Below are 20,309 nucleotides of genomic sequence, written 5' to 3' on the forward strand. Positions count from 1 at the left end.
GACGGCGTTTCAGATATTCATGATCTGGCCATGGTTATCGTCGATTGCGCCTGCATCCTCGGGGAGCAAGGCAACGACGAGGAAGTCAGTGTACTCTCGGAAGTACTCGACCAGATCTGCGATCCGATCCGAGTCGACTGCCTCGAGCGAGTCAAGCAGCATGAACGGCACTTCCTCGTACACTTCGTGGACGAGATAGCCCGCAAGCGCGAAGATCAGGCCGGTCACTTCGCGTTCACTCTCACTCAAGTGGTCGATCGTATCCTCGTACGTGCTACCATCAGCCGTGCTGCGGACGATGTGCAGATCGAACGTCGTTCGTTCAACCTTTCGTCGCCCCTCACGGACCGTCTGTCCGAGGCGCTCGATCCAGATCCGCTCGATGTTTTCGTACTCGAGGACCTCGAGAACGGCGTCCATGTGCTCGTTGAACGACTCGACGGCCTCGCGCTCGATCCGGTCGATCCGGGTGCGCAGTTCCTCGAGTTCGTCACGAATCTCTTCGCGACGGGATTCGAGGTCAGCCTGTTCTTTGAGTGCAGCCTCGATATCTTCGATTTCCTCGGTCGTCGTCTCGAGGTCGCGCTCTAAGCGTCCAAGCGAAAACTCGAGTTCGTTGGCGCGGCGATTGAGATCGAGCAGGCTCTCTTCGTCATCGTCGTCCTCTGCGTCCGGTTCAGCCTCGGCTTCGAGTTCCGCGGCTTCGTCCTCGAGGGTATCGATCTCCGCTTCGAGGTCCTCACGGTCGCCCGTCAACTCCTCGAGACGGGACTCGCGGCGCTCGATTTCGCCTGTGATATCGGCCAGTCGGTCCTCGAGGCGTTCGTGCTGGCGTTTGGTCTGATCGATCTCGCGGCGTTCGGTCCGCAGTGATTCGATGCGGTCGTCGAGGTCATCACGTTCGCTCAGTTTCTCCTCTTGGAGCGAGCGCAGTCGATCGATCGTCTCCTCGATTTCGGTTCGCTGGACCTCGCTGCCACAGGTCCAACACTGGACGGTCTCCTCATCGGCGAGCAACTGATCCGTGACCGCTCCGTCGGCGCTCGAGTCGGCTTCTTCGCCGGCGAGCAGGGCTCTGATCTCGGGATGGGAGCCCTCGAGCATCTCTTCGTTGAACTGGACGATGCTTTGGAGTTGGCTGACGACGCTGTCGATCGACTGCGAGCGCTGCTGGAGGCTATCGATTTCGTCGTCAACGGCTTCTCGGTTCAGTGAGTCCGTCTCCGGCAGCTCATCGCGTTCTTCTTCGAGTTCCTCGCGTTCGTTTCGAAGCGCAGCCAGACTCTCGCGTTCGGTCTCGAGGTCGAAGCGAACGTCCTCGAGTTCAGAGCGCTGTTCGCGTAGTTCGGTGAGCTTTTCCTCGAGTTCAGCAGAGGCATCGTCGCCATCTTGCTCGCTGGCTTCTGCTTCGGCTTCCTCGATTGCCGTTTTGACCTCCTCGAGTTCGTCGCGTTTGTCCTCGATCTGATCTTTGATGTTGGTGCGCTGGCGCTCGAGTTCGGGGAGGTCGCCTTTGAGCGACTCGAGCCGGTCAAGTTCGTCTGCCAGTTGATCCTTCTCTGCTGTGAGCCGAGAAATCTCGGCCTCGATTTCGTCGGTGTCAACCGGCCGAAGGATGATTTCACGGAGATCAGCACCGGTCGTCACCGCCCGGCGGGCGGGATTCGACTCGAGCAAAAACGCGAACAGTTCAGCGAGTTCCGGATCCTCGAGATAGGGGTCGCCCTCGGTGACAATGGAGTTGCCGGCACGCCGAAGCGTGCGTGTGTAGGTCTCATTGTCGAGTTTGAGTTCGACTTCGCCCTCATCGGCATCTGCCTTGAGCGAGGCAGATTCGCCGCCAAGACCGGCCATAAACGCCTGTAGAAGAGACGTTCGGTTCGTCGCATTCCGACCAGCGAGAACGGTGATCCCGTCGTCGAGTTCGACTGTCGTTTCATCGATCCCGCCGATATTACGGGCCCGTAAGTTCATACCTTGGGCCACAGATTTTTGGGTAGCCATTATACTATTGAGTCCTTTTTGTGTATTAAAATTTGGTACTAAAAAGGAGGGGGGTCTAGGTAAGGATTAGAGAATGAGCCATAGCGTTTTCTTGATGAGCACTGTTGGCTGTACGCCTTTGTCGATCTATTCGATGCAGGACTTGAACTGACGATAACAAAGATTCTCGCTCATTCGTTTCTAACTGAACTCTCCAAAAATAACACGTCGATGGCGACGTATCTCCCGTCGATAGATCGCACTCGTTACAAAATGCATTCTTCGGCACTGTCTAGTTTAGAACCTCCTCAACCGGCGTTCGTCCATCGAGCGATTGATGTGGGCACTGGTGGTTGTAATAATGTACAAAATGTTCAATCCATTTGCGAGCGCTCCACCGACTCCCCACCCACGAGTTATGGAAACGGTCAACACGCATTTTGAATGTGTGAAACCACTTTTCGATGAGGTTTCGGTTGGTGTGGTCAACCCGACCGTTCAGTCCTAATCGGGCAAGGGCAGTCCGGTAGCCAAACTGATCGACGAGAAACACCGTCTCGGAGAGATCATGTTTCTCGCTGAGTCTATGCAGGAACGCAGCTGCCGGATCGGTGCCGTGGCGACCGAACAACTGAGCATCGAGAATCAACTTTGTCTCGAGGTATATTGCAGCGTACAACCAAGACCATGCGCCGTTAATTTTGACAGCAGTTTCATCAACCGCGACCCGAAATGGCTTCGCCACCGGCGGGTCTGGTACGCTGTTAGCCAGCTGATGTACTCAGTTCCGGATTGCTTTATGAGAGCGTTCAACGCCCATCAAGCGAAGAATTGCTTGTGTTTCTCGAAGCGAACAACCGGTCGCGTGGAGCCGGACGGCGAACACCCTGACGGGCGTCGCCGTCCGCTCACGCTCCCAAGCTTCATCAAATTCCGCCGCGTAGGACTCGCTGAGTAGGTCTGAGAGCTTCATGCTAAAGTAACTCTACGGCCTGCTCGCTTCTCAAACTGGGCTAACTAGACACTGCCACTCTCGCTTAAGTGCTTCTGGCCACAAAGTACAGCTATGACGGGAAGTCAAGTTCTCCGGATTCTCTATCAAGGCCAAAGAGAGATATTGTCGTTCATGGGCCAACCCTCGAGAACTTCCGGTTCATCCGTTTCCATCGGCGGAAGGCCGTTTTTGCAGATTTGATCCCTGCGAGCACTTCCGTGAGTGTCGAGGGTTCGGCTTCGGCGTCCGTAATCGCCGTCGGTGCGACCGCGTTCCTCGAGTGAACGGCGTCGTGACATGGTTTACACACCGTAACGAGGTTCTCAAGGCGGTGAACCCCACCGCGTGACTTTGGAACGATATGGTGGGCGTGCAATTCGACATCACCATACGGGCCGCCTCGGCGACGGCAGTTTTGACACTGATGGTCATCACGGGCGTACACTTGCCGTCGACGGCGGTCCCAATCAGGTGGGTAATCCTGTGTCGATTGACGAACAACCCCCGCTGGAGTCTGGTTCTCTTCAACGGTGACAGGGGCATTGAGGACATTCTCCAGATCGACGTCGTCGGGATCAACTGTCTCACCCTCGGTAGAGAGATCCAACTCGACGACCTCCTGCAGGCCCTCAACACTCTCGAGGTCGACAGGATCGACACCGACCTGTTTGAGTAACTCACGAACTGTGGTGGAATCGTCGCCGCCAACTGGTTCATCCTCGGAGAGAGCGTCGGTGGAACCGCTAGACGGTTCGTCAGTCATGCTCCCCGAGTCGCCTCACCGTTTACTATTTCAGTTGTCTTCATACACTCCCGGCATCCGTGTACGTCGCCATCGTTATCGCCGAAAACTCGCTCAAACCGTGCCGTGACGTGTGATCCACAGTTTTGACATTCAGGCATGTTGTCCCTCCAGGCACTCGCAGTGTCCGCTTGTTCGAGTCGGTCGTCCTCGTCATCGAGTTATTGTGATTGCTTGTACATACAACTATCCCATCACAAATGGCTACGCCAGCGTCTCGAGGCGTTCGAAGAAAGTCTAGACAATTCGACATCCTTGAGTAGCACTTGGCTTCACGTTTACAGCAGAAATGAGGTGTCCCCCCTTTTGCTGCCACTCGCCCGCAAGAGGTATCCGAAGTAATTGGTGTGTATAGACCATCTTGACAAGGGATGCTACGTATTCGTCTGTGGAGTCTCTAGTCTCGTACACCAGATGAAGTAGCAATCTTCGCCGGAGATCCCCAGTAGTTATGGAATCTTAACCAACTCTCCAAGGGCGACACGGTCACATGCTATCTTGATGTGTCCAGTCCGCTGCACTATACCCCCGCCCTGCTGAGTGATAAACTCTCCCGAGTGTGATCACGATAGACGGCTCGGTGTCGAGCTAATCTGAACTTCAGGAGGATCGGCACAACCTCAGAGGATTGATTTGATGTGCGACTTATTTACAGCGCTGGGAAGGGAGAACCAGCTGATCAATAGAAGTGGTTGAGTTGCCGCACGAGATGGAGACTCACCTTTCAGACAGGGGTTTGGATTCGTTGAATCAAACTCAGTGACTAATCTTACGCGGGTTAGGAATTTGATTCTGCCCCTGCACATCCCCCTTCTATGTCAGGAATGTTGTCACAGTCTGAAGAGGCGATCAGTGTGAATTCTTCCACGTCACGCCATGTGTACCAGACATCAATTACCACACACTCAGTACCGTCATCGACTTCCTTGTTCAGGAAATACTCTTCCCACTCATCGTCAACTGTCCCCTCGAGAGTTGACCTGCCCCATCTGCATACACAGTACTCATCTCCGTTTAATGATTCAATCACTAACTTAGAAAAATTTATAACCCATATGTGAACATTCTATGGTGAGGTATCGTGGTTCACCCACTACCACTCCCTCCAGATGACCCATGCAATCACGATCAGTAACCCTCGAGGAGATAGATGAACTGTTCCTGCAGTGGAACGGTCACATCAATGCGTCCGCGCTCTTTCGCCGAGCGCTCAAAGACGAAATGCAAATTCGTGACATCAATCCACACGAATTTCGCACCCTGTTTGAACAGGCAGTTGAACAGGGCTATGAATTTGATGACATCCTCGAGCAGACCAGTCGAATCGATGATTTAGAGCACTTAGTTGCAGAACAAGCAGAGTCAACGCAGCCGTCCACAACGGAATGACGCAGATAACTTCCCTCAACGTGACCAAAGATGGCAACACCTTTCGATGAAAATATAGAGTCGGTAGAATCGCAGACGAACGCTGAGCGCGTGCCGTGGCGGCTTGTTCGGCAGCTATCTCTCTCGATAGTTCTGTTTAGCCTCGTTCTGATCAAACCGGTCGTCGCGCAGGACGGCGTAGTCTGCGAAGCAGAGCAACTTCCGGACATGATTTCGGGCTTCTTCCAGATCACAACTGCCCTTGGAATCATCGGTTTGGTTGTTGTCTGGCAAGCGGATTCGCTAGCTGAGATGTTTACCGTGAACCCTGAACAGAAAAAGGGACTCAAGCAGCACAAGCGAACTGCCCTCAAGTCTGCCATAATTCTGGTCGTCCTCGGGCCGCTGTATACTGTGGCAGGATCGACGATGGGACTCCCGCTCGCTGAATGTGTTGACTTGGTGCCGTGGTGATCCAGACCCCCAACCGAATACGCAATTCCATGGTCCTCCAAATACGCCAGTTGGTACTCTCCATCGGGATCGTCCTCCTCGCTGGGAGTCTTATTACGGTCCCCAGTACAGCGAGTACTGATTATCCGCCACGACCCGACCCCGGAGAGAGTGGGCTCGACGAAAACGAGACGGCAACGCTGTGGTCGAAGTTGCCAAATGAGTGTCGCAGCGACGAAGAGTACTATGAGCAACATGGCGAGAATCGAACCGACATGCAAGAGCTTGGAGAGTGCACTGACATCTCGTTTGCTGAACCCCCGGATACAGCGGCAATCTGGACTGCAGCAGACTTTGACACACTCGAGGCCGGTGATCGAAACACATCGGTGTACCCGGCGAGTGCTGAGACGCAGAACTCGAGTGTGATAGCAGAGGCTCATGCAACATCTTTTGCGGTTCAGCCGTCGACAATCGTTCATCAGGATGAGATGGACACACCACAGTATGTCGCACCTGACGGTGAGTTCCGCGGGTTTGTGGATTATCGTGTCCGTGCTCCCGGCAGCGACAATAGTACGTTCTCCAGCGATTGGTCTGTACTCGAGCACGGAATTGATGAGGTTCGATTGAAACAGGACGGAGAAACAATTTCAACACAGGATGGAACGCATACCCCGGTACTCGAGTACGCTCTCGACGGGAACGGACCATCAACGTTGACGTTTGAAGCAGATATCGAGGTGTGGCTCGAGCGAGAACTCACTGACGGAAATCAGACTGAAACGGAGGTCGATAACCTCATCATCTCGAATGATCTCGAGGTCGAGGTCTATGATCTGTCGGCGTCAATCTACTATGCTGAGTATCCAGATGGAGACACAGGCATTGCGATCTACCAGGCACAGCCGTGGCATGGATACATCCTTTCAGAAGATGGGGACGCAGCCGTTCGTGGTAACTGGCGCTATTACACTGCTCGAGACACGGACTGGGATCACTTCGTAGAGTCCTCAGCAACAGATAGTGTTGAGCGTCACTCGGAGGCGCTGCCAGTGTTTGTGAGGGCGTATCCGTCCGAGGCTGGTCCGCGTGCAGACCCCATCTACGACGGACCAGACATCGTGGATGTGTGGGGCAGCGACCGTCCGTCCCCAAATGAGACGATCCACGAACACGTCGATATCGATGTTCTCGAGGAACCGTATACGCGCTCGTATGGGCTTGCTGTACGGTACGATGAGTTCGACCGTGATCACCTCGAGGTACAGGGCATCGTCCGTGGGACTACTGCTGAGCTCGTCGAACCAGAGGGCGGCGCAGAGCGAGAAATTCGTGAGAGTGAGTTATCTGTCGACATCCTCGATCAGGATGAGTCAACGATGACGATCGAGGTGTCACTTCACGACGCCGAAACTGGGAACCCGATTATGCTCGAGGATCCGTTCGAGAACGATCCGCGGTTTGAACCAATCGGCGGTTCCTCGCGTGATGGCTACATCTCGATCGCCGGTGAACGTCTCGAGACAAACATAACCGGACAGGCAACGGCCACCCTCACGCAGCCTGGTATTCACACTGCAGAGTACCACCCTGATTCGTGGCGGACGAACGACCCAGCGTACGTTGGTGACACAGCAAGTGTGTCCTGGCATCCGCTGACGACTGCCAGTGGCTGGTTTACACTCTTTGTCGATCTTGTCTGGCTCTCGATTCCGTTTCTCGTGGCTCTGTATGCGGGTCTGAAACTCGGCTCGTTCCTTCGAATCCCCGACGAACACAACCCATGACACAGAACTTTCCAACCCGACGAACCGTCCTCAGTGGAATCGTAGCTGGCGCTGCTGTCGCCGTGAGTGGGTGCTCCAGTAGCTCAGATAGTGGATCTGATAATGGAGCTGGTGACTTCGACGGTGACGATGTCTTTACCGACATCTTTGTCGAGGACACGGACCTCATCCTCGAGTTCACTGACGAGTCATCAATTGACCAGATAAACGTCATCGATCCCAGCGGTGAGTTGTTCGACGAGCTGCTGATTCCATCCGGTATTAGTCGCGATACGGTTGCGATTGGAACCGACTACGATCCCGGTGTGTACGAGATCATTGCACTCGAGGACGGCGATGAAAAGTCCTCACAGTCCGTGACGATTGAGCCCGATATCCGTATTACCGACCTCCGGCTCGGTCGAAACCATCCGGATGAGATGTTCGAGGGGGCAAGTGACCGTGAAATTGAGACAGAGGTTATTTTGACGTTACACAATAGGGGTAATGGCCCAGATGAGATACGGCGTCTGGTGTTTGATGGCGATGTGCCGCGGCCAACCTCTGATGAGTTCGATGAGAGCGGTATCTACGACACAGATAGTGACATCCGTAGCTATGCAGACGCTGTTGAACTATCGTCTGATGATGAGATAACGATCTATAGCCGGCAAATGCCTTTCCATTCCGCGGATCCGGATGTTTCGTGTTCGCCGGATACTACGGAAGGAGAGTTTCAGGTTTACCTCGAGACGATTGTTCAGGACCCATATCCAAATGATGAGTTTGAGGTGACGTATTCTGGTGAAAACCTAGTTGACTGTGATATCCACGTGGAGGTAACCTCATGAGTTCACTCACTGAATTTGGTCGTCGATGGTTCGAGGATATAATTGAAACCATCATCGAATGGTTTCAGGATGGGTTGGTGGAAGGATACGATTCAATCACAGAGGAATTGTTCGGGACTCCAGTTCCAGAAACGAGTGGCAGTTTCGTCTTTAGTGCCCCGACAAATGATCCATGGATTGACTTGCATGACTCTCTCGTTGCTGGTGAAATCATGCTCCTTTCCTTACTTCTTCTTGTCATTTTTGTTCAGGGGCGGCACACTATTCGAATTTTCAATTTCAGCAGCAATTATGAAGCACGCAAAGCTCGAAGAACTGCGTGGACTGGTGCCATTTTAATTGTAACTTGGTATTGGGTAGCCGTCTTGATCCTGTATCTAGTGAATGGTTTTGCAATCGCTCTTGTACCTGGTATAGATGCCCTCATACGTGGCATGGTCGATTTTTTGACGGTATCGATATCGAACCCTGCGCTTTCGTTGTTTATGGCAGCGATTGGCGGCATTGCCATGTGGATTCTGCAGGCACTCTTTTTCATTCGAGAAATATTGCTCTATGTCTACCTTTATGCGATGCCAATCGGGATTGCAGTTGCATTTGGTCACCTCCCAATCGTCTCACAGATTGCAAAACAGATTTGTATCAAATTTGTACCGCTGGCCATCATGCCTCTCCCACTTGCGATTTTGTTCAGAGGCTATGATCTTCTTTTCGGGGCAGGAACGAACTCTGCTATTGCTCCGGAGAGCGCATTTCTGAGCTATCTTGTCGGCGCATCGCTTCCGATCTTCGCGCTTGTTCTCATCTGGAAACTCTTCGCGTATGCGAGTCCACTGACGGCGAAAGTCATCGGTGGTGCAACGAAAGGAGCGGTCACAGTTGGAGCGACACTCGGGGCTGCGAAAGTCGCTGGCCCACTCGCTGCCACAACGGCTGCTCGGTGGGGGCCGAAAGCTGCGGCATGGCAAGTCGCCGGTCAGCAGATCAGTGGCCGCCGGCGTGGTTCTAACGCTAACTCGAGCGGTGCTCCATCGAATGCTGCGGCTGGAGGCACAACGCACGACAACGTCGTCGCGGACGCCTACGGGCAACGAGGCGTTCCACAGTATCGACGCACCGAAAACGATCCTGGATACTACTGACCATGGCTGATCAAGACGCTGCTTCCCGACGAATTATGGATGAACTGGGCGAAGAGAACCGTGTCCCGATCGTCAACGTTGACGAGGGGGATGTTTACGTACTCCTTGGGTTCCCGATCGGCGGCTTACTCATCGGTGGCTTCAGCGGTGTGGATGCGCTTGTCTTTCCGCTGGTGCTCGTTGGCCTCGCGCTCGGCGTCGCCGCCGTCTATGCAAGCCCGTCGCACCTCTCGGCTGCAACGTGGCTCACCGATGTCTATCGTCACTACTGCAAACGTCCTCGAGTGACCTACAGCGTTTCAGCGAAAGATGAACACACCCACGCCCACTCGAATACCGCCCGGAACGAAGGCGGGTTGATCAACTACACGCCCTTTGCACCGGATGAGCGAACGCAAGATCTGACTAATATCGAGCGAGCGTGGCCTGGTGCTAGAACCGTCCAGCGAACGGATGGCACGATGGAGGCATTTCTCCAGGTCGATCCGGGGAACATGGATTTCGCAATGAGCGGAGACTGGGCGCACATCCAAGACGTCGCCAGCGAGTTTGCGAACAAGGAACTCGATTACAACCTGAAGTTCTACACGACGACGCGAACCTTTCCAGTAGAGGAACTCATCACACAGATCGACGAGCGACTCGAGGACGACGATGTCTCTGATAACCCGGTCTTCGAGGAGTTACTCGCGGAGTATCGCGAACAGCGCCCTCGAGACCTCGACGAAGCCCAACAAATTCGCTACTATATTGGCGTCCAGGTCAATCCGCTCGAGGTCTACAGCCGCTACCGTGATGAACAATCGCCTGCTGAGAAACTCACGTCGCTTCCGGTGATTGGATTTCTGTTCAATCCGTTTGTCACCCGCCGTGAGGACTTAGCGGATATCGAAGTCCGATCACGGATGTTCGATAAACTTGATCGACGCTGTCGAGCCGTTCAGACTGAGTTGGTCCAGAAAGCGCCAGGGTGGTCGGCACGCCGATTGAGCACAGTCGAACTGTTCGTGCTTGCAATGGACTTCTGGAACGGCGAAGAGCACACCTACGACGACGCTGCTGATGCGGTTCGCGAACAGTCGGCTGTTCGTCGCCAGCGGAGGGAAAGCGATGAGTAGCACTATCTTTGCCGTCTCCGCGCTCGGGCAGTATCTGGCTGGACTCGAGACGCCTCACATCATCGCCGGCATCGTCGTATTCGCTGTCTTTCTTGGCGTTGGCGTGAAGATTTATCAGGCTCGGACACGCGAGGAAACGGAAGTCAACCTTTCGGAGTTTCTCGACGAAGACACGCTCGAGGAAGGCGCTGTTGAAGAGACGATTCTCGAGGAGATTCCGGAACGTCACAAGAGCGCTGTTGCACCGTCGGCAATCACGTGGGAAACACGCGCTGCACAGGTTGGTGAACAGTGGACGTCGACGCTCTACATTGCAGATTACCCGGACTACCCGAAAGATGGCTATCTGAACGAACTGTTCGAACTGACCGATATCGAGTTCGATTTGACCGTCCACATCACGCCGAAAAATCAGCAGAAAGCTCGCGACGAACTCCAGCGAGTCGCAGACGACCTGCAGGTCGACGCTGATCTCGAGCAAAGCGTTCGTGGGGCCTATCTCCAGGAGCGAGCAAACGAGGCAGTGTCGACGTACAAGGCAGTCGAGAACGGCAGCCGTGTGTTCGCTCAGGGAATGTTCATCACTGTCCGTGCAGAGCGGAAAGACGAACTTCGGGAGGCAGTCCGGACGATTCGGAGCCGGCTTCGCGAACAGCCCGCTGGCCTCTCACCGAAAACAGCGATCTGCAAGCAGGATCTTGCCCTTCAGGCCGCTGCACCAATCGGTTCGAACCCGTTCGGTCGCGAAGCAATCTCGCTCGGTGGGGCTGTCGGTGCACTCCTTGCCTCGCCACACAATGCGACGATTCTCGAGGATGACGGCGTCGAGTTTGGGACTCACTGGAAAAACGAGAGCCCCGTCGTGATCGATCCATTCGCCCGAGAAAATGGCTATGCGATGTTCACGATTGGAGATCCCGGTTCTGGAAAATCGTTCGGTGCAAAACAGAACTTCATCCGCTCGATTGAGCAAAGCGAGGATCGAATCGGGATCATCCTCGAGCCGTTGAATAACTGGGCCGGCGTCGCCGAAGCACTCGGTGGCACACGGATTACAGTCGGCGGTGATATGGGGTTGAACCCGCTCGAGATCAAGCCAACGCCCGAACGGATCCAGCGAGCAATGGGTGAAGACGCGAGTCCATATCGCGAAAAGCTCGACAGCGTGATGAGCTTCCTCTCGAACTACTTTGCGCTCCGTGGGATCCAACTCGGCGACAAGCGCACAACGCTCGAGACAGCCATCGAAGAGGCATATGCTACGAAGGGCATTACGGACGATATTGCGACCCACGACAACGAGAGTCCGACGATGCGAGACGTTCTCGATATCCTCGAGGATATGGTCGACAAGCCGGGCGGCTTCGTCGTCCGAACAGACGAGGAAACCCAGAAGATCGAGTCGGATGCGACATGGCTGATCGACCAGTTGCGATCCTTTGCAGCGGATGGTCGCTACGAGAACCTCGGGCGACCGACCGAGTTCGATCTTCGCGACGAGAAGGTGTTCTACCTGGATTTGGCCCAGCAGGAAGGCAGCCTCGGTGGAAGTACGAGTCTCATCATGCAGTTGTTGATCACGCTGGTCTATGAGCGAGCAAAGGAGACGGACAAGGAGGTCGTGTTCGTCATCGACGAAGCCCGCTATCTGATGCAAGATGCAGCGAGTCTCGAGTATCTCGAGATCGTGTTCCGTCACCACCGCCACCATGATCTTTCGATCCGGATGATCACCCAGACCGTCGACGAGTTCTTCCAGCATGCCGAGTCCGAGGCCATCTTGGATCAATGTGCGATCAAACAGTTCCACCATCTCGATGGGATGGACCAACACTGGGCGAACGAGTTTGGATTGAATTCTGCGCAGATGCGCTTCGTCCAAGACGCCGTTCCAGGGAGTGAGGATATCGGCTACTCGGAAGCCCTTGTCGGCGTCGACGGCGACTGGCGCGGTATCGAGGTTCATGCACTCGAGAAAGAGAAGGCTGTGATCGATTTCGACGCCAAAGAACAGTCTCGAGGCGATCTTCCCGGCGTTCCTGATCGAAGTGATACACGCTCTGTAGACGACTCCCGAAACGAGGAAATCGATTCTGAAGAACCGCAGTCGGAGGGTCACGAGGTGCTAACGTGGGCTGACGGGGGTGATCACACGGATGAGTGAGTACATCCGTGTCACGCCGACCTCTGAGAAACTACGTACTGCTGAGGTCCCGGCCGCACTCGAGAGTCTGCACAAACTCACGAATCCTGCTGCTCGAAACGTGTCTGACCGTCTCAATCCATTTGCTGATACGGCCCCGCCGACGTTCGAATTTCTTGCTATCAGCGAAGGTGAAGACGACCCAGTCGAGTTCTACTACGGCATTGATCACTCGGCACACCTCGAGACACTCGAGAAGCAACTCAGAACGATCTATCCGCAGACGTTCGACATCACCCGGAGTGAGTTGGATCTCGAGCAGAAACTCGTCCAGCCAGTCGACTACACCAGAGACGAGTATCGCGAACGCCTCGAGGATGGGAGACTGCTGGATCCGCCACTGGCTGATGAACGGGATGAGTTCAGAGAGGATGAGCAAACCGACGGTGGTCGTTCAATCCTCGAGGATGAGGTCGATGACACCGCTGCTACCATCGGTTCGTCTCTTGAGGTAGAAGCGGCATCTTCAGACTCAGCGACGGTTTCCGCTCGGCCACCACTCGAGGACGTCGACCCAATTGGCGTTCAGTGGTACGGGCGGGCACAGCGCAAGCGCGACTGGATGACGACGATCAAATCATTTGCTGGCCGAGACCCAGATCCAACCGAGTACAATACCGACCAACCGCCACTCGCGACGCTGATCGATCATCTCACCGAACTCGAGTACCCGATTGCGTTCCAGGTGGTCTGGCAGCGCAAAGACGAGTGGACAGCTGATGCAGAGTTACGCGTTGAGGATCTTCGAGATGGACGAGATACGTTCGGCCAGCGCTATATCGGCCCCCTGTTCGAGACGAGTGATCTTGATGCAGACGAACGTGAGCCGACCCTTGGAAATGAAGCCCAGAATCGAATCGACCGGATCCAGGCTAAGCATCCAAAACGGACTTTCTCCGTAAACGCTCGAGCAGTCGCGATTCCGCCCACTGCTGATGGGGATTTAGATGAGAAGGTGGAGACGCAATTCGATCAACTCGCACAATCACTGAACGCCTTAGATGGGCCGTTCTACGAACTCGAAGGACAGCGACTTCGTTCGAAAGGTGTACTAACCAGAACGAAACGAAAACGCGCTCGAGCAGTTCTCAACAATATACTTCACTCGGACCTCACGACGGGACGGGGGAAACGGCGTCCCGATCTCGTATTAAACGCCGATGAACTCGCGAATCTTACTGTCGTCCCCTCCTCACAGGACCTCACTGTCGAAGGGAGCCGTGGAACACGCTCCGAGCAACGCTCTCGAAATCCATTGCCTCGCCCACATCCAGACCTCATGGACGAGTTCCGAGAGGGCATGGCAATCGGCTACGCCATCGATGAGAACGGTGAGACAGAACAACAGCCGGTTCGGATCCCACCGTCGTTGCTTCCAACGCACTACGTTCGAGCGGCTACAACAGGCGGTGGTAAGTCGAAGTCACTGACCAACGACAAACTCTCCCTGTACGACCAGACTGACGGCCCGATTATCCTGATCGACGCCAAAGGCGATGGACTCTGTGAGGATTATATGCGAGCCCACGCCCATCGGTTCGGCGTTGACGATCTCGAGGAGAACGTCCTTCACTTCCCGATTCCGGAGGTCCTTCCTGGATTTGCGTTCTTCAATATCGAGCGCCAGCTCGAGAACGGGGTTCGGCGTGTCGATGCAGTCCAGAACAAGGCAGACCACTACGAGGAGATTCTGAAGATGGTGATGGGTGAAGACCGCTACGAGCGAGCAGTCGTTGCTCCTACGCTCATCAAATACCTCATCAAGGCACTCTACGACGAGGAGCATGGCCGCGAGAACGGCCGCTACCGCGAGAGTGTCGATTACTTCGCTCACGATCAACTCGAGTACGTTGTCGACCAACTCTGGCAAGCTGGTCCACCCAATCCCGTGGAGGATGCAGCACCACGCTCGAGCAATGCACAGGTCCAGCGACGACTCGACCGCCAACTACAGCTCGACCCAAACACGTTCGCGACTGTGATGGGCGGAGTCAGTAACCGTCTCGATTACATCTCGCAGGACGAGCATCTGAGACGTGTCTTCAATAATACCGAGTCGCAGTTCGACTTCCGCGATGTCCTCGATGATCGCAACGTGATCCTATTCGATCTCGGCGGTCTTCGAGATGAATCTGCGAAGGCGATGACCGGCGTCATACTGACGGAGCTCTACAACGCGTTGCGAGAGCGTGGTGACGATATTCAACAGAAACCGGACGACTACGTGGTCAACCTGATCATCGACGAGGCCTCGAGTCTGGCCGTCTCTGACGTAATGAACACGCTGTTGGAGAAGGGGCGGAGTTTCCGGCTCTCTGTTGGCCTCTCGTTGCAGTTCCCCGAGCAACTCGATGTTAAGGGCGGTCGCGAGGTCTACCTGAACGTTCTCAACGACGTCGGCAGTCCGATCATCGGCAAGATCGCCGTCGACAACGAGATCGCGAAGGTAATGGCCCACGAGGATATGGATCCCGTCGAGTTCGCCAATCGGATTCGGTCACTCCCTCGGGGTGAGTGGATCGTTCGACTTCCGAGTCCAACATTCGGTGAGACTGGACCAGAGCCGTTCAGCCTTGCGCCGCTTCCGATTCCGTCTGGCCACCCCGAGAGCGCTACTCCACTGACTGCCAGTGAGGAACAGGCGTTTCAGAGCGCACTCGAGCGAATTCACGAACGAGCAGATTCCGAGTACGGTGTGGTGACAGACTCACCGCCAACCGGTCAAACACCGTCTACTGTTCGCGAGACGTTCGAGTTAGGGTCCGACGACCTCGATGTTGCGCTCGCAAACGCTGTCCGAACGGTTCAACACCAACAGGGTGTTCGCGAAGCGAACGGATGGGTTCCTGTCCAGTTGGTGGATCAGACGCTTCGAACACGATACGAGGCAGCCGATGCATCACCACCATCAATCGAAGAGCTTGGAGAAATCCGAGACCGATCCCGATTGCTCGAGGTCACACTTGATCAGGATACTGGTGAGATTGTCGTCCGGTTGACCGACGACGGTGAAGCGGTGACTGAGCCGGATACGGGTGATGTGCGGTCCTCGGGAAGCGAGTTGCACGATGAACTGTTGATCGCTACCAAGAGAGAACTCTCACAGGAGGGATTCGATGTGACGATATTTACGCAGGATGGGAGCGAAAAACCGGATGGACGAGCGGTTCACCCCGACTGTGAGGCTATTTTCGATATCGAGGTTGAGTCTACGACAGTCGATAAACCGGTGAAAGTCCTTCGGAACTTCCAACGGGCTCGAGAGGCCGAACACGTTCCATTGTTCGTCGTTACCACCACTGAGGACGGTGACAATGAACTACAGACTGCAGCCCGTCTCGAGGATATCCTCGCCTCGCCAGTCAACGAACTCGAATCCGGGGAGGTGCGATTATACACGACTGATTCTCACATCACGTTCGATGGTGGTGCAAACGTTCGAGATGGTGTGACTGCAGTTCGACCGGCGACTGGTGACTCGAGGCGGTCTGTATGGACGCAAGACAAGAGTGAGTATCGGTTGAGCGATGGACTAGGCACTGAATTTGTGACCGTCTCATCGCTTGACTCGCTTTCACGAAGCGATGTGCCTGCCGTGTATAGCTATGATCGAGCCACCGATGAGTACGTTGTCTACGAGCCGACCAAACGCCACCGCTACGACAGCAAATCCGCGTTCGAACAAGAGTGGGTGCCGATCCGAGAGCCGTTCGTTCCTGAGACAGTCACATCGACACCTGACGATCCTCTCGAGTCGTCTGTGATTGCTGTCCTCGAGAAAGACAGTAACTCCATGCAGATCTACCGTGATGGACAGCGACGTCCTCTCGATTCTCTCGTCGATGTGATGAACTCGCAACCCGCTGAATCTTGTCCCGGCCCTGCTGAAGGTAACAAGTCTGAGGCATCTGTCCTGCCTGTTCTTTCAGAAAGTGACCGGGAGCAATCCACTGCTTCTTCTCCGACGGAGCACCCCGAACAGAATCAATCAAATGATTCACAAGATGTCGATTTCGGGACCTTCGTCGAGGACTGCCTTCTTCAACAGGAAGGTGCCGAGATTGCAAAGGCTGACCTCTACACCGTCTACGAAGCCTGGACAGACACACACGACCATGAGGCGTATGCAAGGTCCTGGTTTGGTCGGAAACTGAGCGAGCATGTATCGTATGATGAATACCGTCCGACACGGGACGGTGAGCGTGTACGTCACTATACTGGTATTACGCTCTCATCCTACGGGCGCAACTTCTTCGACTAATCTATGTCAGCAAACACCATGAGCCCACGACACTCCCTCCGTGATCAGTGTCGTCCAGGCACTCTGGGGGCCGGGAAAATGCCTGGACAGGTATGTCCAGGGAAAAACCGCAATACTGCGTCGAATGTCCAGGCAAATTCGTGGGCAAAACCGACTAGTATAGAAGGGGGTTACCCCGTCGGTCAGGGCAGTCGATATCGCGTAAGAAAGTTCGATGCCCCGAGGGGTTTCTCGACTCCGTCAAAGTCGGAGAGTCAATGCAGGTGGTGACTAAATATGAATAATCAGAATGAAGATAAATTCGACATCGAAGCGATCCCAGACGAACTAGCCGAACGCCCACAGTGGATCTGTTGGAGAGCCGAAGACAGAGATGGAAAGACGACAAAGGTACCAGTGGATCCAACAACTGGAAGCTTTGCGTCGACGACTGACGACCGAACGTGGACGACGCTGGACCAGGCACTCGAGTACGTGGTGACTGGTGCTGATGGAATCGGCTTCGTCTTCACCGCGACGGATCCGTTGGTCGGTGTGGACCTAGACGACTGCCGCGATCCCGAGACAGGCAAGCCACTCGAGCCAGCGCCGTCGATCATCGATCAACTGGATTCATTCACCGAGGTCTCTCCGTCGGGAACCGGATATCACGTTCTCCTCGAGGGTGACCTTCCTGATGGGCGGAACCGACATGGGTCGCTCGAGATGTACGATCACGCTCGCTTTTTTACGGTGACTGCAGACCACGTTAGTGGAACGCCGACGTCGGTCAACGAGCGACAGGAGGCACTCGAGGCGGTTCACGAGGAGTGTATCGCCTCCGAGGTGAGTGGTGCGGCTGACACTGTCGAAGCCAACCCACCGGCCACTGAGAGCCGTGAACAGTCATTGGGCCTTGAGGATGAGGAACTCCTCGAGAAAGCACGGAACGCGTCGAACGGGGAGAAGTTCGACCGGTTGTGGCGTGGCTCAACGGCTGGGTACGACAGCCAGTCAGAAGCGGATATGGCGCTGTGCTGTTTGCTGGCGTTCTGGACGGGTGGTGACGCTGCTCGAGTCGATCAACTCTTTCGGCAGTCGGGACTGCTTCGAGACAAGTGGGACGAGGTCCATTACAGCGACGGTTCGACGTACGGTGAGAAGACAGTCGAACGAGCAATCGCGAGTACGGAGGATGTCTACACTCCCTCGAGTGGAAACGAGACAAGCACTGGAGGAGCGCAGACGACGGCTGCACAGGGTACCAGCCAGGATGGACCCACATCGACGACTGAGCGGACTGTGAGTGGAACTGACGGTGCACGGGCAGCCTATCTGGCCGAGAAGAATCAACTCTTGAATGAGCGGGTGTCTGCTCTCGAGGCGACGCTCGAACAGAAAGACGAGCGTATCGAGGAACTCGAGGACGAGAATACAGCGCTTCGTGAGTCACTTGAGACGTGTACAGAACAACTCGAGGACCCTGATCAACTGTCGGCGCTCGAGGACGCTGGGACTGATAATCCAGTCTCGGTCTGGAACCGAACAAAGCGCTTCTTTGAGAGAAGCAAATAGCTCTTGGGATAATTCAGCAGTGACCGGTATCGTTCTCACAGACGATCCGTATCGTATCTGTCTTGCAGTCGACTTTAAATTCGTTAATTGCGCAGTTTCCCTGTGACTGCTCCATGATTGTTTTGACGATGTCGAGGTTCTTCAGGTGCCCAAGAAGCAGGCGAATGGGGCCACCATGAGTCACAATGAGAATGGTCTCTCCTGGTTCACACTCTGTCAGTGTTGTCTCCCACCTTTCAAGAACACGTTTGCGAACATCCACGAGACTTTCACCGCTTTCTGGTCGTCTGTGCGCTGCTTCTGGGCCGGCTTCCTCGAGATCGTACTGAGGGAACCGCTTTGACATCTGAGTGACCGGTAAACCCTGATAGAGACCCATGTCACGTTCACGCCATGCCGATTCAAATGTGACGGGCGCGTCGATATGTTCAAGCAGGATTTCTACCGTCTCCTCTGTCCGATAAAGGTCCGACGACAAAATACGGTCGATACTGTATTCCTCTGTGAGTGTTGTGCCAAGTTGGCTAACTTGTTCCTGGCCGAGATCGGTGAGTGGGGCAGGTGCCCAGCCTTGCAATCGTTGTGTCTGGTTCCACGTTGTCTCACCGTGTCGGACTACAACTATCGTTGTCATTTTTAGACATTCGAATGACGATACATGGATTCTATGATTTTCCTTTGCTCCCCTGAATTTCAACAGAAATCAGTTTTCAGGGTTAGTTGTTGAGTACATACACGTAGTCATCGAATCGTCTGCCCCAGGCCGGGAGTGAATAAGGAACTCATGCCAGTGTCTACTCTTAACCCACGAATCTCGACCACCATCGCTTGTTGGTTAACATCTGGATCTAGAGGCGAATGTTGATTTTGTTGCTGAGGTCCGTGAATTGCGCAAGCGGGCGAGAGCTAGCCTTCAAGAGTATTTTCATTGCATGGTTTATTGACTCCAACAAGTGAGTGTGGATTTCATAGCAATTGCTCACAAGAATTTATGTGAACTAAAAACATATTTATGCACAATGGCTACTGAAAATCCCGAAGGAGCTAGCCTGAGCAGGAATTAATAAGACTGCAGTGAAACACTATACCGAGACATAACTGATGGAGTTTTTAGACAGTGGTGACATCCGGATAAACCGAGATTTGAACGCGCTCGACGTCTTAGCGGGTGATGTGAGCGCGGCATTATCTGAGCAAGGAATTGAGCACGTCCTTGTCAGTGGCTATATGGTTGTTTTAATGGGTCGATCTCGAGGGACAGAAGATATTGACACTCTGATCGGGATAAGTGACATCTCAACAGAGACGATTGAAGCCTTGGCTGATGAACTCGAGAACCGTGGCTATTGGGGATCAGCAATGCCTCTCTCGAGTATGAACGAGATGTTCCAGCACGGGGATCCGATTCGAGTCGCTCGTGACGGCAAGCGAATTCCATCTGTCGAATTGAAACCGACGGATCTTAGTCACGTATCGTTTCAAAACCAGCGGAGAGCAATCATTGGATTAGATGACGGTGACCAAATCCATCTCCCGATAGTAGCCCCTGAGGTGCAGATTGCCTACAAACTCGATATGGGAGGGAACGTGGATTTCGAGGATGCATACTATCTGTTCAAAATCTGTAAAGGCGAATTGAATAGCGAACTTTTAGAAGGAATGGTCTCTAAGTATGAGGTAGAAGGTGAATTCCATGAGCTCAAACGCCAAGCAGAAAACGGATCGGTCTGACAGACATATCGATCCTGACCGCATGGCGCGACGGCTCGACGCGATTGATCAGTGGGTAGCGCATATCAATTCGACCCCTG

At 54.3% G+C, this 20,309-nt stretch carries 14 protein-coding genes and 2 pseudogenes; 11 read left to right on the plus strand and 5 right to left on the minus strand.

Annotated elements, in window-relative coordinates:
* Nucleotides 1-9: 9 nt before the first annotated feature.
* Nucleotides 10-2,004, minus strand: a complete 1,995-nt coding sequence (locus G6M89_RS20350) for an archaea-specific SMC-related protein (RefSeq protein ID WP_165163739.1) — start codon at nt 2,002-2,004, stop codon at nt 10-12.
* A gap of 93 nt (nt 2,005-2,097) precedes the next feature.
* Between G6M89_RS20350 and G6M89_RS22470 the strand changes: the two are divergent.
* Nucleotides 2,098-2,261 (plus strand): annotated as a pseudogene (locus tag G6M89_RS22470) (IS6 family transposase); the annotation flags it as partial.
* Nucleotides 2,262-2,275: 14 nt separating this feature from the next.
* Here the strand turns inward: G6M89_RS22470 and G6M89_RS20355 are convergent.
* The 3 genes and pseudogenes from G6M89_RS20355 to G6M89_RS20365 form a co-directional block, all read right to left on the minus strand.
* Nucleotides 2,276-2,956, minus strand: a pseudogene (locus tag G6M89_RS20355) (IS6 family transposase).
* A gap of 151 nt (nt 2,957-3,107) precedes the next feature.
* Nucleotides 3,108-3,740, minus strand: a complete 633-nt coding sequence (locus G6M89_RS20360; protein ID WP_165163740.1) for an HNH endonuclease — start codon at nt 3,738-3,740, stop codon at nt 3,108-3,110.
* Nucleotides 3,741-4,557: 817 nt separating this feature from the next.
* Nucleotides 4,558-4,809: a hypothetical protein gene (locus G6M89_RS20365; protein WP_165163741.1), complete on the minus strand. Its 252-nt coding sequence runs from the start codon at nt 4,807-4,809 to the stop codon at nt 4,558-4,560.
* Nucleotides 4,810-4,895: 86 nt separating this feature from the next.
* On the opposite strand from G6M89_RS20365, the gene G6M89_RS20370 reads away from it, so the two are divergent.
* The 9 genes from G6M89_RS20370 to G6M89_RS20410 all read left to right on the plus strand — a co-directional run bounded on the left by G6M89_RS20370 (nt 4,896) and on the right by G6M89_RS20410 (nt 18,498).
* A complete protein-coding gene (locus G6M89_RS20370) occupies nt 4,896-5,168 on the plus strand; it encodes a hypothetical protein (protein WP_165163742.1) in 273 nt (90 codons plus the stop codon).
* A gap of 30 nt (nt 5,169-5,198) precedes the next feature.
* Nucleotides 5,199-5,621 carry a hypothetical protein gene (locus G6M89_RS22475; protein ID WP_241175476.1) on the plus strand — a complete coding sequence of 141 codons (423 nt, stop codon included), beginning with the start codon at nt 5,199-5,201 and terminating at the stop codon, nt 5,619-5,621.
* A 29-nt stretch (nt 5,622-5,650) separates the two neighbouring features.
* Nucleotides 5,651-7,390 carry a hypothetical protein gene (locus tag G6M89_RS20380; protein WP_206335649.1) on the plus strand — a complete coding sequence of 580 codons (1,740 nt, stop codon included), beginning with the start codon at nt 5,651-5,653 and terminating at the stop codon, nt 7,388-7,390.
* Nucleotides 7,387-8,220 carry a hypothetical protein gene (locus G6M89_RS20385; protein WP_165163743.1) on the plus strand — a complete coding sequence of 278 codons (834 nt, stop codon included), beginning with the start codon at nt 7,387-7,389 and terminating at the stop codon, nt 8,218-8,220. The genes G6M89_RS20380 and G6M89_RS20385 overlap by 4 nt, the downstream gene beginning before the upstream one ends.
* The gene (locus G6M89_RS20390) at nt 8,217-9,362 is read left to right on the plus strand and encodes a hypothetical protein (RefSeq protein WP_165163744.1); all 1,146 of its coding nucleotides are present in this window, start codon (nt 8,217-8,219) and stop codon (nt 9,360-9,362) included. The genes G6M89_RS20385 and G6M89_RS20390 overlap by 4 nt, the downstream gene beginning before the upstream one ends.
* A 2-nt stretch (nt 9,363-9,364) precedes the next feature.
* Nucleotides 9,365-10,480: a biotin transporter BioY gene (locus G6M89_RS20395; RefSeq protein ID WP_165163745.1), complete on the plus strand. Its 1,116-nt coding sequence runs from the start codon at nt 9,365-9,367 to the stop codon at nt 10,478-10,480.
* The gene (locus G6M89_RS20400) at nt 10,473-12,644 is read left to right on the plus strand and encodes a VirB4 family type IV secretion system protein (protein ID WP_165163746.1); all 2,172 of its coding nucleotides are present in this window, start codon (nt 10,473-10,475) and stop codon (nt 12,642-12,644) included. The genes G6M89_RS20395 and G6M89_RS20400 overlap by 8 nt, the downstream gene beginning before the upstream one ends.
* On the plus strand, nt 12,637-16,944 hold the full coding sequence (locus tag G6M89_RS20405) for an ATP-binding protein (RefSeq protein ID WP_165163747.1): 4,308 nt from the start codon (nt 12,637-12,639) through the stop codon (nt 16,942-16,944). The genes G6M89_RS20400 and G6M89_RS20405 overlap by 8 nt, the downstream gene beginning before the upstream one ends.
* Before the next feature lie 276 nt (nt 16,945-17,220).
* Complete coding sequence (locus tag G6M89_RS20410; RefSeq protein ID WP_165163748.1) at nt 17,221-18,498, plus strand: hypothetical protein; 1,278 nt, start codon at nt 17,221-17,223, stop codon at nt 18,496-18,498.
* Between the two features lie 13 nt (nt 18,499-18,511).
* Here G6M89_RS20410 and G6M89_RS20415 read toward each other — a convergent pair whose 3' ends face one another.
* On the minus strand, nt 18,512-19,132 hold the full coding sequence (locus G6M89_RS20415; protein ID WP_165163749.1) for a histidine phosphatase family protein: 621 nt from the start codon (nt 19,130-19,132) through the stop codon (nt 18,512-18,514).
* Nucleotides 19,133-19,599: 467 nt separating this feature from the next.
* Between G6M89_RS20415 and G6M89_RS20420 the strand changes: the two genes are divergently transcribed.
* Nucleotides 19,600-20,229 carry a hypothetical protein gene (locus tag G6M89_RS20420; RefSeq protein WP_165163750.1) on the plus strand — a complete coding sequence of 210 codons (630 nt, stop codon included), beginning with the start codon at nt 19,600-19,602 and terminating at the stop codon, nt 20,227-20,229.
* The last annotated feature ends 80 nt before the right edge of the window (nt 20,230-20,309 follow it).

Source organism: Natronolimnobius sp. AArcel1, from assembly GCF_011043775.1.
Taxonomy (GTDB): domain Archaea; phylum Halobacteriota; class Halobacteria; order Halobacteriales; family Natrialbaceae; genus Natronolimnobius.

Excerpts from the sequence above, each read along its gene's own strand:
- G6M89_RS20410 (WP_165163748.1), top strand. The coding sequence starts at position 17,221 with ATGAATAATCAGAATGAAGATAAATTCGACATCGAAGCGATCCCAGAC.
- G6M89_RS20390 (WP_165163744.1), top strand. The coding sequence starts at position 8,217 with ATGAGTTCACTCACTGAATTTGGTCGTCGATGGTTCGAGGATATAATT.
- G6M89_RS20400 (WP_165163746.1), top strand. The coding sequence starts at position 10,473 with ATGAGTAGCACTATCTTTGCCGTCTCCGCGCTCGGGCAGTATCTGGCT.
- G6M89_RS20380 (WP_206335649.1), top strand. The coding sequence starts at position 5,651 with ATGGTCCTCCAAATACGCCAGTTGGTACTCTCCATCGGGATCGTCCTC.
- G6M89_RS20385 (WP_165163743.1), top strand. The coding sequence starts at position 7,387 with ATGACACAGAACTTTCCAACCCGACGAACCGTCCTCAGTGGAATCGTA.
- G6M89_RS20405 (WP_165163747.1), top strand. The coding sequence starts at position 12,637 with ATGAGTGAGTACATCCGTGTCACGCCGACCTCTGAGAAACTACGTACT.
- G6M89_RS20415 (WP_165163749.1), bottom strand. The coding sequence starts at position 19,132 with ATGACAACGATAGTTGTAGTCCGACACGGTGAGACAACGTGGAACCAG.
- G6M89_RS20360 (WP_165163740.1), bottom strand. The coding sequence starts at position 3,740 with ATGACTGACGAACCGTCTAGCGGTTCCACCGACGCTCTCTCCGAGGAT.
- G6M89_RS20350 (WP_165163739.1), bottom strand. The coding sequence starts at position 2,004 with ATGGCTACCCAAAAATCTGTGGCCCAAGGTATGAACTTACGGGCCCGT.
- G6M89_RS20420 (WP_165163750.1), top strand. The coding sequence starts at position 19,600 with ATGGAGTTTTTAGACAGTGGTGACATCCGGATAAACCGAGATTTGAAC.
- G6M89_RS20395 (WP_165163745.1), top strand. The coding sequence starts at position 9,365 with ATGGCTGATCAAGACGCTGCTTCCCGACGAATTATGGATGAACTGGGC.
- G6M89_RS20370 (WP_165163742.1), top strand. The coding sequence starts at position 4,896 with ATGCAATCACGATCAGTAACCCTCGAGGAGATAGATGAACTGTTCCTG.
- G6M89_RS22475 (WP_241175476.1), top strand. The coding sequence starts at position 5,199 with ATGGCAACACCTTTCGATGAAAATATAGAGTCGGTAGAATCGCAGACG.